This window comes from Mucilaginibacter sp. (assembly GCF_028288205.1).
In the GTDB taxonomy this organism is placed as follows: Bacteria; Bacteroidota; Bacteroidia; order Sphingobacteriales; family Sphingobacteriaceae; genus Mucilaginibacter.
In genome coordinates, this window is record NZ_JAQBOD010000062.1 from 148,032 (window position 1) to 161,411 (window position 13,380).

Sequence of the window (13,380 nt, forward strand, 5' to 3'; positions counted from 1 at the left end):
GGGTTGGAGCTGATGCCCCTGATTTTTTCAAACCCATGCAAAAATATAAAAAATGCGCATTGGTTTTATGGTAGATTTTTAGGTGGTGGTTAAATTATGTTAAATACAATTTTACTCTGCATTTTCGATGATCAGTGTAAACTCCACAATGAATAAAAATACAAAATTAACAATGATAATTATTAAGAATAAGATGCAATCACTACCGAGTTGATGCTATAATGTTAAGTAATGTTAAAGTTTTAATAGTCAATATGATATGTTTTATTTTAGACTGAAATTAAACTAAACCTATCACTGCATGAGGCTTGCCGGTATATTGATATTGCTATTTTTTACCGGCAGGCTTAGTGCACAACAATTAAATGGAACTGTATTAGATTTAATTACAAAGTTGCCGGTAACAAATGCTACTTTGGTATCTAAAATGGGAGCAGGCTTCACTTCGTCAACCGGGAGTTTTAGATTAAATTATGCTCCTGCGGGCGACACTATAACTATTACTCATATCGGCTATAAAACATATAAATTTGGAGTAGGGAACGGATTAATACCAACTACTATTTATCTTCAATCGGCTAATATCTTATTGAATGAAGTATCTATCAGGGGAATGCGTAATTATAAAAAAGACTCGGTAGATAACCGCCGTGAATTTGCACGGATCTTTAATTACAAGGCCCCCGGTATAAAAAGCATTTTTGTTAAACGGTCGCCGTATGTTAATACCGGCAGGCCCAATAATACGAGCGAACTGGTAAGTTTAAATGTTTTGAAATTAGTTAGCTTGTTTTCAAGAAATAAAAAAAACACACTGCAAAAAGCAATGTTAAGGGATGAGCAGGATGGTTTTGTGTTTAGTATGTTCTCGAAAGAAAGGATACAAGCGTTAACATCTTTAAAAGGAGATTCGTTGCAAAATTTTATGATTAAGTACAGCCCCTCGCCTTATGAGATAAGAAAGATGACGATGTACGATATGATGATCTATATAAAAAAAAGTTATGCTGATTTTAGTAAACCCGCAGAAAAAAAATAACTAATCAAACTGATTTTGCAGGCGAATAAGGCGGTCAATCATCAGGTTAAGTTTTTCCTGTTCGCTTTTAACAAACCGCCCCTTTAAATAAAAAGTACAGAACATTAACCAGGCAATTGTTAAACCATACGCCACCACCTTAAACGTTGCCGATGCGCTTTGTAATACTTCAAAAAAGTATAATAACAAACCGGTGCTTATTAATATAACATATAGGTAGTATAACCAGCCATAAATGGCTGCCCGGTTTTTTTGATATACTTTTAAGTCTTGCAAATAATCTGCAGGATTAATGGTTACATCCTGTTTGCTTATAATGCGGTAATCCCTTATCATCATCATAACATACAATATCATAGTAACCATTATAATAACTATGCCTAAATAAGTTACCCACGAGTTAAAAACAAAAAATAACATCACCACAAGCAGCCCTGCAAAAGATATGCCCATGCTGGTAATATTCCATAGCAATTTCCTGCTAATACTGTTCATTCCCTTCTTCACCTGCTTCAGCACATCGTCCACTGAAAGCTGATCTTTTTTTGGCTGTTCCTGCCAAACCGACATTAAATGATCAAAGTCTTTCATACTGATTATATAATTCTGTCAATTTTTGTTTAATGCGGAAAATTTTAACCCGCAAATTACCTTCAGATATGCCTGATATTTCTGCTATTTCGGGGTAAGGCATTTCATCCAGCACCATAGTTATTATTATTCTTTCTGATTCTTCTAATTTTGATATACACTTATATAGCAATGTAACCTGCTCGTTCTTATCAGATACCTCTTCCATTTTGGTTTCGGCTATCTGGGGTGTAAGCTCTTCCTTTGCTTGTCGTTTCTCTGATCTTAAATACGTAAGGCAAGTATTTACAGCGATACGATATATCCAGGTTGATATCATTGCCTGGTTACGGAATTTATCAAGGTTTTGCCAAACTTTTAAAAATGTTTCTTGTAATAGGTCGTTCGCAGCATCATCATCACCCGTATAACCATAGCACAAATGGTAGATTTTTTTTGAATTAGCTTCAAATATTTGCTTAAAGACCAGTTCTTTATCAGCCACGTGCAGGTTAGTTTGTTTTATTAGATGCTAAGATAGGGGGAATGTTACAACAAGAAAGCATTCTTATTAAACCAGGTGAGTTTTTTTTCGGCATCATCCAGCAATAAATTATAGTCATTACTAAAATCAAATTGCAGGTCTTCGTGCAATTTGCCTGTTAATGTTTTTATCTTTTCCAATTGTCGGGTTAAAATAAGTCGCAGGGGTTTATAGGTTGCACGTTTGTCGGCATATTGCAAATAGTTGGTGCAAAAATTTAAAAGTAAGGTAATCTCGGCTTCCTTTGAAGCCATGAATTTGGTGTACTTACTAAGTAGTCTTAATATTTTTCGAAGATATTTAGCGGCCTCATAACTTCTTACAGGCAATTGGCTAAACATAAATCCAGCCTCGGCTTTTATTTTTTCAATAAAAACCGCTTCGTTATCAGCTTCAAATAATAAATAAGCAAGCAGCTCTTTATTCTCTTTTTTATGACGGGCTAATCGCAAACATAAGTCGGCAATTTTGGGGCCCGATAGGTGCTGCAATTCTTTTTTTATATCCTGTAAGCCATAGGTGGCAGTGTTCATTATATTAGATTGAATATTTTTAACAAAATAGTAAATAGTTTTAGTTTCGCCGTCTTATATTTAGCGATGCAAAAAAATAAACTTACGCTCTATATTTTTATCGCACTTATTTTAGGTGTGATAGTTGGTTACATCTACAACGCAAATGTAATTAATACCTATAATAACAATGTCAGTGCTGCGGAAACCGCCATCAAAATTATTGATAACAAACTGGTTCTATTAAAAGACAGCACATCGGCAAATTTCAAGGAACTAAAATCACAACGTATAACCCAAGCCAAAATACGTAAAGTAAATGATGTCATACGTGAGGATAAAGTAATGTATTTCACTGTTTTAAGTGATATATTTTTGAGGTTAATAAAGATGATCGTAGCGCCATTGGTGTTCACCACGTTAGTAGTTGGTGTGGCTAAAGTTGGCGATATTAAAGCAGTTGGCCGTATTGGCGGCAAGACCCTGCTTTGGTTTTTAAGTGCTACATTGATCTCCCTGTTATTGGGGATGATACTGATTAATTTATTTCAACCGGGCCGCGAAATGCACCTGATGCTACCCGACAGTCATTTAGGTACAGAGATACAAAAAACGTCGCTTTCCTTAAGAGATTTCATCAGTCATGTGTTCCCAAAGAGCTTTTTTGAGTCAATGTCTAACAATGAGATACTGCAAATAGTTGTTTTTGCCTTATTTTTTGGTGTGGCCACCGCTGCAATTGGCGAAAAGGGCCAAGTTGTAGTTAAAGCTTTCGATGCTATTGCTCACGTTATTTTAAAAATAACCGGTTACGTAATGAAGCTGGCCCCGTTAGCGGTATTTGGGGCAATTACAGCTATAGTTGCTAAACAAGGTGTAGGGATATTATCAACTTATGCCATATTTATCGGCGAGTTTTACTTCTCGCTTATTATACTTTGGCTGGTAATTATTCTGGCTGGATTTTTTGTATTAAAAGGCAGGGCATTTACGCTGGTAAATAATATAAAAGATGCCATGCTGGTTGCTTTCGGTACCTCAACCAGCGAAGCGGCTTATCCACGTGTGCTGATAGAGATGGAGCGTTTTGGCTGCAGCAATAAAATTGTAAGCTTTGTGTTGCCGCTGGGTTATTCGTTTAATCTGGACGGTTCTATGATGTATATGACTTTTGCGTCGTTATTCCTGGCACAATCGTATGGCATACACCTATCAATTGCGCAGCAACTTACCATGTTGTTAACTTTAATGTTAACCAGTAAAGGAATTGCGGGGGTACCGCGTGCATCGTTAGTGGTAATTGCCGGTACTATTGCCATGTTTAATATTCCTGAGGCCGGGCTTGCACTTTTAATAGGTATTGACCCGTTATTAGATATGGGCCGTTCTGCTACAAATGTTTTAGGTAATGCTATGGCTACCGCGGTTGTTAGCAAATGGGAGGGAGAACTTACTGACGGTAACCCGATTGATATCGATATTGAAATGATTTAACTTATAATAACTACCCTACATGTCATCCAAAGCAAAAAAAATATTTCTTGCCTTAAGTATCTTCTTGCCTTTTTTATTCTACTGTATCTATTACTATGGTATGGTATTAAAAAATGCTCCGTATAAGTTTGTTGAGTTTGATTCTATCGTTTTTCAATATGGCGACAGGGATAGTATGCTGAACAAATACAATTCAAAAACCGGCGATTATCAATATTTAAATGTAAAAGACTCGTTAGTGAAAATGCATTTACACTTAAATCAAAAAGAACTGCTTTACCTGCACCGTAAGGCTGCCGACCTTGGTTTTTGGGATTTCCCTGCTGATGAAACCGGCGACAGTGTAAAAACCGGCCCTAAGCCGCCGCGTTATGTAATAGAGTTTAACTATAAACGAAAAAGCAAAAAAGTAATATTTGATGCTAATTATTATGGTGATCCAAAGTTGGTAGATGCTAATCAACACCTGATAAAAGAAATAATGCAGGTTTTAGCCAGCGAAGAGACTAATCAGAAAAAATAAAAGGTGTATTGTATATTGAAAATGTAATACCTATATTTGCACCTCGAATTTTAAAACATTAATTAACAAACCATGTACGCAATAGTAAGTATAGCAGGACAGCAATTTAAGGTTGCTAAAGACCAGCAGATCTTTGTACACAGATTACAAGGAGATGAGGGCGCTAATATTGAATTTGACAATGTGTTGTTAGCAGAAAACGAAGGTAAATTCAAATTGGGAACCGATTTGAAAAGCGCTAAAGTATCAGCTAAGATCGTGTCTCATTTAAAAGGTGATAAAGTAATTATCTTCAAAAAGAAAAGAAGAAAAGGTTACAAAAAGAAAAACGGTCACCGTCAGCAATTTACCAAGATCGAGATAACCGGTATAACTTTATAATCAGATTTTTAAAACAAGGCTTTACAGCTTTATAAAAATATAAGAAATGGCACACAAAAAAGGGGCCGGTAGTTCAAGAAACGGCCGCGAGTCACATAGCAAACGTTTAGGTATCAAGATATTTGGTGGTCAGCCGGCAATTGCCGGTAATATCATCGTTCGTCAGCGTGGTACTAAACACAATCCGGGCCTTAACGTAGGTATCGGCAGAGATCATACCTTATTTGCTTTAACAGCAGGCGAAGTAGTTTTCAAAAAGAAAGCAGATAACCGTTCATACGTATCTGTAATTCCTTTTGCAATTGCACCCGTAGCAGAAGATGCTGCACCGGCGCCTAAAGCAAAAGCAGCAGCTAAACCGGTTGTTGAAAAAGCACCTGAAGTTGTTGCGGAAGCAGCAGCAGCGCCTGTAGCTGAAGAAGCTGCAGCTCCAAAGAAAAAAGCAGCTCCTAAAAAGAAAGCTGCAGGTACTGAAGAAGCACCTGCAGCTGAGTAATTAGTAAAGCTTATAATATTAAAAAGCCCGTATCATTGATACGGGCTTTTTTGTTTGCAATAGTAGGGTGTTGCCCTGGGGGCCCTTTAAGCCTTCAATGGCATTTCTCCCATCTCCAAAACTAACGTCCCCCCATTTACCAGATCGCTATGCGAAAACCATAATGTATCCAGTTTCTTCCCGTTCATTTTAGCTGATTGAATATACTTATGAGTTTTTGAACAACCATTTGCTATCAGCGTAAACATTTTGCCATTCGGCAGATCAATAGTTATCTTACTAAACACCGGGCTGGTAATGGTATACATAGGCACACCTGGTTTAACAGGAAAAAATCCCATTGCTGAAAATACTACTACTGCCGACATGGATCCGCCATCTTCGTCACCCGGAACGCCTAATACATTATCCTTGAACCAGGTATCTAACACATACCGTGTCCATTTCTGTGTTTTCCACGGCGAATTGGTATAGTTATATAAATATGGAATATAGAACGCGCATTGATTACCCATAGAGAATTGCCCTGTTAATGCCGTCATATCCTGGAACTTTGCCAGGAACGATGCACGGTTAGATTCTAATCCGTCCCTAAAAAATTGGTCAAGCTCTTGTTCGAATTTTTCTTTCCCACCCATTAAGGCTATTACACCTTCAACATCGTGTTGTATATTCCATTTATAAGTTAAGCCGTTATTCTCGTTATAGTAAGCGCCCCCTTCTGTTTTTGGGTTAATATTTATCCAATCGCCTTTAGCGTCCTTAGGCAAAAAAAGCATTGCTTCTTTGTTCCATAGGTTCTTATAATTATTGGCTCGCGGAGCGTGGCGGTTATACACTGGAGTATTCCCTAACTCCTTTGCCATTTCGCTTAAGGCCCAGGCATCATAGCTACCCGCCAATGTAACTGCAACTGCCGAACGCTGGCCATGCCTTGCAATTGGGTCGGTTTCAGCTTCGCCGGGGTGTAAGGCAGGGTAATAACCCTTTTCATAATAAAAATCCTCTAATGCGCCCTTAGGGCCATTTCTTGATGGGAGCATAGTAGCTTGTTCTGCACTCTTTAACATGCCTTCAAGCGCTTTATTAGCATCGAAATTGCGAATACCCTTTCGGTATGCATCCAAAAACATAATAGACGAATGAAAACTTAGCATCCCTTCACGGTCGCCAAAGGTTTTAGGGTACTCAGGCACCCAACCGCTTTGCTGATACACAATGACATAAGACTGTAGCATATCTCCCTCCGCTTTTGGATCAAGGATGGTACGCAAGGGGTGCATCGCTATAAAATTTCCCCAGCTATAATCATCTGTATAAAATGGCCGTTTATCTTCATGAACCTGACCATCATAGGCACTAAAATATTTTCCATCTTCTGTTATGTTGATCATCCGGGCATAACAGCGGTACAGGGCTGTATAAAATGTGCGTTTTTGCCCAACAGTACCTCCTTCAACTTTTATCTGGCCGATAACCTTTTTCCAGGCTGCTTTGCTTTTATCCGCTAACTGCTGAAATGTGATGGTTAAAAGTTCTTCATTATAATTCTTTTCAGCCTGTTCTTCACTGATAAAAGAAGTAGCATACCTAAATTCTATAACTGATGGTTCATTTTCGCTATAGCTCATCCAAGCTTTTTCGCCCGCCATCGTTTTAGGTTTTGGCTTTGGGCCACCCGCATTATATTTGCCCCAGTCTTTTTCGCCTGCTGATTTTCCGCTTATGGGTTTCCCGGAGAAAATGCCATACATATAGGCTTTACCTTTTTGTTGATGGATAGCATCTATCACAAATTCGGTTCCTGATATTTTATTTCCGTTAGTAATGGTGAATATCCCATTTTCATAACAATGATTCAACAGGATATTTTTCTTAACCCCTTTTGGAAACGTAAACCTATAAATACCGCCGTTTTTACCTACAGTATGCTCCACCCTTATATCCTCATCAATAAGAGTTGTTGCGTAATACCAGGGGCGCGTAATTTCCAGATCATGGTCATAGGTCATTCTTCCGTTCCAGTCTGTATCAGTTATTACACCTTTTGATGGCTTTATAGAAAAAATAACCTGTGGTGTTATAATGTTTAAAGCCAGCAGTGGGAAGCCTGTTATCTGGTCATCGGTATAATCCTGCCGGCGCGGAAACGTCCGCACCATTTGGTTAGGTAAATGCACTACCGGGCGGTTTGTATTGAGCAACGGGGCTATATTACCAATTATTGGATCAATATATTGTAAATAGTCTTCTTCGCTTTTGGCGTGATTTTGTTCGTCAGTAGCATCAACTGATCTGTTAATTTCCTTTGGTATAATAGCTGTAGCAGCTATCATCCCACCGGCTTGTACAAATTTTCGCCTTGATATGCCGTCTTTAGGTTCTTCTTTCATACTTATCCTTTCATAGCCTCACGTATCGCGCGTCCGGCGGCATCTATGTGCTCCAGTTTCATTTCAGAATATTTACGCGATAGGATCACGCCATTGGCACCTGCCTTATAAGCAGCAAGCGTAGCATTGTAAACATCGTCGGGCGTTTGCTGGTGACTTTTTTTACCTACCGGGATGCCAATATCAATACCGGGCAGGATAGGGCACTTGCCTTTTACACCGGCAATTGCACGTTGAGTTTCGCGGAAAACATAATCAGGAGATAATCCCTCAATAGCCAGCTTATCTAAGGCAGCCTCTTTTTCACTATAACCAAGCAGGTGATTATTGAAACGCATCAATTCTTCGGGCGGTACATCTTTAAATATGGTCGACGCTATATTATGGATGAACCTGGCATAACGTTCGCCGCCAACATTGTTGTACATAACCACTTTTAAAAAGTCTACACGCTGAGCCAAATTCTCATAATCCCTGGTAGCTCTAAAAAACGGATTAAATGAATTTACATGCTCAATATGTAAACCAACCAATTGTTTTTTGCCTATGGCTTTTACCGCTTTGTAAACATCATCAACTATTTGGTGCTTGCCAATATCAAACAGTTTATCCCAGGCTACTATCTCCGGGTACTCCAGCATAATACGCTGAAATTCTACATAATAACCGTCACTTGGTCTTAGATCTTTTAATGCTGCTTTAGCAAATTCATCCAGCTTGTGGTAGCCTTCTTTTGCCCGCTCAAAATTAATGTTGTATTTCTTTGCCTCCTGCTGGTGATAATTGCAAAAACAAGTAGACTTTGACGGGTCGATATTAGTAACAATATGGCTCGCTCCAAGCGCGTTTAACAGCGGTCCGTTACGCTCATTAAATACTACAATACCATCAACATCATAGGATGTGCAGGTATCAGTTGCCAGCGCCGTCCAAAACTCGCGTACATTAGGATTGAAAAGGCATAGCGTTACAGCTTTACGGCCCAACAGGTCTATCTCGCGGCATTCATCTATTCCGGGTACATCATTGCGCCATTGGTCTTCAATGGTAGCAAATACTTTCATACCGCGCTTTTTTGATGCTTTTAATACTTCGGCTACAATGTCACGGTCGCCATATTCCGGCGAATGGGTATCCTTTAATACAGTATTTTTGTAGTATTTAGCATGAGGTATGGCATAATTACCGCCATGAAAGTTTTTATCAGGCTCCTGCGGACCGTGATCCGGGAACGGATTACCGGTGATCATCCGGCTGGCAAGACCGGTGCCATAAGTAAATGTATTTAAAAATACGGTATTGATAGATCCGCGTTTTTGCAAAATATCTAATACGTTATCAACGCCTTCTTCTACAAATGAGTTAACACCTACCTGTAACGCGTTAATCATATCTTTGCCCGGTTTATTGGCAGCAAAAATTGCCGACATATTTATAAACGGCCCGGCAGCAGCCAATGCAGCCAGCGTTGCACTGTTTTTAATAAATATACGACGTGAATTTTTTCCATCAGCCAAAGCAGCCGTTGATCGCTTTTGTGGTTTCATATATGGTTTATATTGGGAAATATAAATATGCTAAATCTAATTAGCATACCATACTATGAAGCCGTAAAAAAGCTGATACGATTATTCAGACGTTTATAATTTATAGCTTATCTAAGACTTTATCAGCTTAAAATTAATAGGAATAGAACATAATACACGTACTGGTTTTCCAGCCCGCATACCCGGCTTCCATTTATTTAACCTTTTTATAACCCTTAATATTTCATGGTCTTGTTTCTCAGAAAAGCCGTGTAATACCTTTAGGTTAGATATGCTGCCGTCCTTTTCTATAACCATCATTACAATTACTCGGCCCTGGCGTTCGCCTATCCTATCTGTAAATGTGTAGGGGATACGATGCAAACGGGCATAGAACCTATCCATACCATCTTTAAATTCGGGTGCTACATCAATATTGGTGGTAAAAATTGTGTCTTGATCGGGCGAGGTTATGGCTTGGACCTGCGCTTGGGTTTTAAGTGCAAATAGGGTAGTAATTAGAATGAATAGAACCGTTTTCATATCTAATATAAATTGTCAATAACAACCAGGAATTACAATACCTAAAGTTACTAATTTTCCCTCACCATTAACCCATCTGCAAAATCACGCAGGTATTGTTTATTTTCTTCGGGCAGGTTTATTTTTTCAAGAGCTCCAAAGGCTTTATCGGCATAAGCATGCATGGCTGTCTCTGCATATTGTCTTACCTGTACAGCGCTGTATATTGCTGTAACGGCTTCTACTTTTTCCTGCTGATCAAACTGTTTTAAATTTATCCAGTGGTTTAGTTCGGCAGTTTGCTTATCGTTAGCCAGTTCAAGCGTTTTTATAAGCAGGTAAGTTTTTTTGTTTGATATAATATCGCCGCCAACCTGTTTGCCAAATTTTTCGGGCGAGCCGTAAACATCCAGGATATCATCCTGCAATTGAAAGGCTAAACCTAAATTCTCGCCAAAATCAGCTATTAATTCCGCATCTTTCATATCGGCCCCGCCTAATATCGATCCTATTTTTAAAGCGCCGCCTAATACCACAGCGGTTTTAAGGCGTATCATATAAATGTATTCGTCAATTTTTACATCATTACGCATTTCAAAATCCATATCCAACTGCTGCCCCTCACAAACACCCACAGCTGTTTTATTAAAAATATCAAGTATAACGCGCAGCAAATGATCTTCAACTTGCATCATCAGCTTATAACCTTCAATCAACATTACATCGCCTGATAGTATGGCCGCGTTTTGGTTCCAGCGTTCATGTACAGTCGCTTTGCCACGACGTAATGGGGCATTGTCCATTATATCATCATGCATCAAAGTAAAATTGTGAAATACCTCAATAGCAAGGGCAGGGGGAAGGGCCTTCTCAACATCGCCGCCAAACAGATCGCAAGCCATTAAAAGCAGCGCCGGGCGCATACGTTTGCCGCCCATTTTTAAGATATAGCTTATAGGCTCATACAATTCGGCAGGATAGGCAGGATAGGTAAGTTTGGTAACCGCGTTATCAATTAGCAGCTGTAAATCTTTTAGTTCTTTCATTTTTTGTGGAATGGTGAATTATTGATTGAGTTAAGTGGTTGCTTGATTTATTATTAACCAAGCTTATTTAACTTAATCAACCTAATCCAACTTAATTAACTGCAAACTAATCCTGTACTAATGAAAAATCAATTTGCTTTTTAGTGAGATCGACGTTTTTTACACGTATTTGCACCTCATCTCCCAGCTGATAAACCTTCTTTTTACGCTGACCGATAATGGCATAATTTTTCTCGTCTAAAGTATAAAAATCATCAGAAATATCACGCAAACGAATCATGCCCTCGCATTTATTTTCAATTATTTCTACATACATGCCCCATTCTGTAACGCCTGATATCACCCCGCTGTAAATATTACCTACCTGGTCTTTTAAAAACTCGGCCTGTTTGTATTTAACTGATGAGCGTTCGGCATCAGCAGCTTTTTTCTCCATTTGCGATGCATACTGACACATTTTTTCATAATGATCTGCATTAACCGACTGGCCGCCATCTAAATAATGCTGCAATAACCTATGCACCATCACATCCGGATAACGGCGAATGGGAGAGGTGAAGTGTGTATAATGATCAAACGCCAAACCGTAATGGCTACTGGTTTTGGTGGTATAAATAGCTTTCGCCATTGACCGTATAGCCAGGTGAGTTAATACATTTTGTTCTTTTTTGCCTTCTACGTCCTCCATCAAAAAATTAAGAGATTTAGCCGTTTCTTTATCAGATTTAGTATTGATCTTATATCCAAACCTGGCGGCAAACAGCGCAAAATTGGCTAATGATTCGGGTTTAGGCGAATCATGGGCACGGTATACAAAGGTGTATTTATTTTTGCCTTTGCCTTTATTGCTTACAAATTCGGCAACCTTACGATTAGCCAATAGCATAAAATCCTCTATTAGCTTATGTGCATCCTTACGTTCTTTTACATATACGCCGGTTGGTTTGCCTTTTTCATCCAGCATGAATTTCACTTCGGTAGTTTCAAAACTAATGGCGCCGTTTTTAAATTTACGGTCGCGCAGTATATAAGCCAGCTCATTTAATTTTAATATTTCGCTGGTATAATCTCCTTGCTTGGTTTCTATAACTTCCTGCACTTCTTCATAGGTGAAGCGCCTGTTGGAGTGGATAACCGTTTTACCAAACCATTCGTTAACAATATGCGCCTGCTCATCCAGCTCAAATACGGCTGCAAAGCAAAGTTTATCTTCATTAGGGCGCAAAGAGCATAGTCCATTTGATAAGCGCTCAGGGAGCATAGGAATAACTCTGTCGACCAAATAAACCGAGGTTCCGCGGTCAAAGGCTTCTTTATCTAAGGCAGAATCCGGTATAATATAGTGCGACACGTCTGCTATATGTACGCCAACTTCATAGTTGCCATTTTCTAAAATTTTAAATGATAGGGCATCATCAAAATCCTTTGCATCAAAAGGGTCAATAGTAAATGTAATAACCTCCCTGAAATCGCGTCTTTTTGCTGTTTCCTGCGATGTTATATCTGCTGATATCGCTTCGGCACCATGTTCAACCTCGGCAGGAAAAGATAAAGGAAAACCATATTCCGCCAGGATAGCGTTCATTTCGGTATCATTCTCGCCCTGTGTGCCTAAAATGTGTTTAATGCGGCCAACCGGGTTTTTAGCCTGTGCGGGCCAATCGGTAATTTCAGCAACTGCTTTAATACCATTCTTTGCCCCGTTAAGCTCGCTCATCGGGATAAAGATATCATGCATCATTTTGCGGTCATCAGGAATGAAAAAGGCAAAACGTTCTGATAGTTTAACTATACCTGTAAATTCCATTTTAGCGCGCTGCAATATTTCTATTACCTCGCCTTCCTGGCGTTTGCCCTTACTTTTAGCATATACATAAACTTTAACACGGTCGCCGTTTAGGGCGTTACGTAGTTTACGCGGGGCTACAAAAATGTCGGTCTCATCCGGGTCATCGGTAACGATGAAGGCCGAGCCATCATTGGTAAGGTCAACCTTACCTTCAATAAATGTTTTTAATTCTAATAACTGGAATTTTCCGGGAGAAACTTCTTTTAAAACCTGTTTAAAGGTTTCTTCCTTTAAAATATCATATATGGTGTTTTTTGCATCAGGATCGCGCACATTTAGTTTAGCCGAAACCTGTTTGTAGTTTAGTGGGGTATTGGCATTCTGTTCAAATATATCAAGAACCATTTGCGTTAGCACCTGGTCTATTGTAGAGCTTTTTTTCTTTTTGTTAGACATAGATAGTATTAAGTATTATGTAAAGATACGGAAAAGATGAATGCGGAAGTCGGAATGCCGATTGCGGAAGTTTATAATTCCGACTTTCG

Annotated in this window: 13 protein-coding genes; 5 read left to right on the forward strand and 8 right to left on the reverse strand. The window is 39.0% G+C overall.

All coding sequences use genetic code 11. From position 1 onward, the window contains the following. Positions 1 to 301: 301 nt before the first annotated feature. Positions 302 to 1,039 (forward strand): hypothetical protein, encoded by a 738-nt coding sequence (locus JWR23_RS16400; RefSeq protein WP_299517402.1) that lies wholly within the window; start codon positions 302 to 304, stop codon positions 1,037 to 1,039. Here JWR23_RS16400 and JWR23_RS16405 read toward each other — a convergent pair whose 3' ends face one another. Genes JWR23_RS16405 through JWR23_RS16415 form a run of 3 tightly spaced genes read right to left on the reverse strand, consistent with a single transcriptional unit; the run spans position 1,040 to position 2,686 of the window. Beyond that, positions 1,040 to 1,630, reverse strand: a complete 591-nt coding sequence (locus JWR23_RS16405) for a hypothetical protein (RefSeq protein ID WP_299517404.1) — start codon at positions 1,628 to 1,630, stop codon at positions 1,040 to 1,042. It abuts the gene before it with no gap. Then, positions 1,617 to 2,114 carry an RNA polymerase sigma factor gene (locus JWR23_RS16410; protein WP_299498172.1) on the reverse strand — a complete coding sequence of 166 codons (498 nt, stop codon included), beginning with the start codon at positions 2,112 to 2,114 and terminating at the stop codon, positions 1,617 to 1,619. The genes JWR23_RS16405 and JWR23_RS16410 overlap by 14 nt, the downstream gene beginning before the upstream one ends. A 44-nt stretch (positions 2,115 to 2,158) precedes the next feature. Further along, positions 2,159 to 2,686, reverse strand: a complete 528-nt coding sequence (locus JWR23_RS16415; protein ID WP_299517405.1) for a hypothetical protein — start codon at positions 2,684 to 2,686, stop codon at positions 2,159 to 2,161. A gap of 66 nt (positions 2,687 to 2,752) precedes the next feature. Here JWR23_RS16415 and JWR23_RS16420 point away from each other — a divergent pair, with 66 nt between their 5' ends. The 4 genes from JWR23_RS16420 to rpmA all read left to right on the forward strand — a co-directional run bounded on the left by JWR23_RS16420 (position 2,753) and on the right by rpmA (position 5,559). Further along, positions 2,753 to 4,159 carry a dicarboxylate/amino acid:cation symporter gene (locus JWR23_RS16420; RefSeq protein WP_299517407.1) on the forward strand — a complete coding sequence of 469 codons (1,407 nt, stop codon included), beginning with the start codon at positions 2,753 to 2,755 and terminating at the stop codon, positions 4,157 to 4,159. A gap of 100 nt (positions 4,160 to 4,259) precedes the next feature. Further along, entirely contained in the window at positions 4,260 to 4,682 is a 423-nt protein-coding gene (locus tag JWR23_RS16425; RefSeq protein ID WP_299517409.1) for a hypothetical protein, read from the forward strand. Between the two features lie 72 nt (positions 4,683 to 4,754). After that, a complete protein-coding gene (gene rplU / locus JWR23_RS16430; RefSeq protein WP_299517410.1) occupies positions 4,755 to 5,063 on the forward strand; it encodes a 50S ribosomal protein L21 in 309 nt (102 codons plus the stop codon). A 46-nt stretch (positions 5,064 to 5,109) separates the two neighbouring features. Next, positions 5,110 to 5,559 carry a 50S ribosomal protein L27 gene (rpmA, locus tag JWR23_RS16435; protein ID WP_299517411.1) on the forward strand — a complete coding sequence of 150 codons (450 nt, stop codon included), beginning with the start codon at positions 5,110 to 5,112 and terminating at the stop codon, positions 5,557 to 5,559. An 86-nt stretch (positions 5,560 to 5,645) separates the two neighbouring features. Here rpmA and JWR23_RS16440 read toward each other — a convergent pair whose 3' ends face one another. From JWR23_RS16440 to rnr, 5 genes are all read right to left on the reverse strand, one after another. Further along, positions 5,646 to 7,952 (reverse strand): GH92 family glycosyl hydrolase, encoded by a 2,307-nt coding sequence (locus JWR23_RS16440; RefSeq protein ID WP_299517412.1) that lies wholly within the window; start codon positions 7,950 to 7,952, stop codon positions 5,646 to 5,648. Positions 7,953 to 7,954: 2 nt separating this feature from the next. Next, the gene (locus JWR23_RS16445) at positions 7,955 to 9,499 is read right to left on the reverse strand and encodes a hypothetical protein (RefSeq protein WP_299517414.1); all 1,545 of its coding nucleotides are present in this window, start codon (positions 9,497 to 9,499) and stop codon (positions 7,955 to 7,957) included. Positions 9,500 to 9,610: 111 nt separating this feature from the next. After that, positions 9,611 to 10,021 (reverse strand): energy transducer TonB, encoded by a 411-nt coding sequence (locus JWR23_RS16450; RefSeq protein WP_299517415.1) that lies wholly within the window; start codon positions 10,019 to 10,021, stop codon positions 9,611 to 9,613. A 50-nt stretch (positions 10,022 to 10,071) separates the two neighbouring features. Then, positions 10,072 to 11,046 (reverse strand): polyprenyl synthetase family protein, encoded by a 975-nt coding sequence (locus JWR23_RS16455; RefSeq protein ID WP_299517417.1) that lies wholly within the window; start codon positions 11,044 to 11,046, stop codon positions 10,072 to 10,074. A gap of 106 nt (positions 11,047 to 11,152) precedes the next feature. After that, positions 11,153 to 13,291 (reverse strand): ribonuclease R, encoded by a 2,139-nt coding sequence (rnr, locus tag JWR23_RS16460; RefSeq protein ID WP_299517418.1) that lies wholly within the window; start codon positions 13,289 to 13,291, stop codon positions 11,153 to 11,155. Between the last annotated feature and the right edge of the window lie 89 nt (positions 13,292 to 13,380).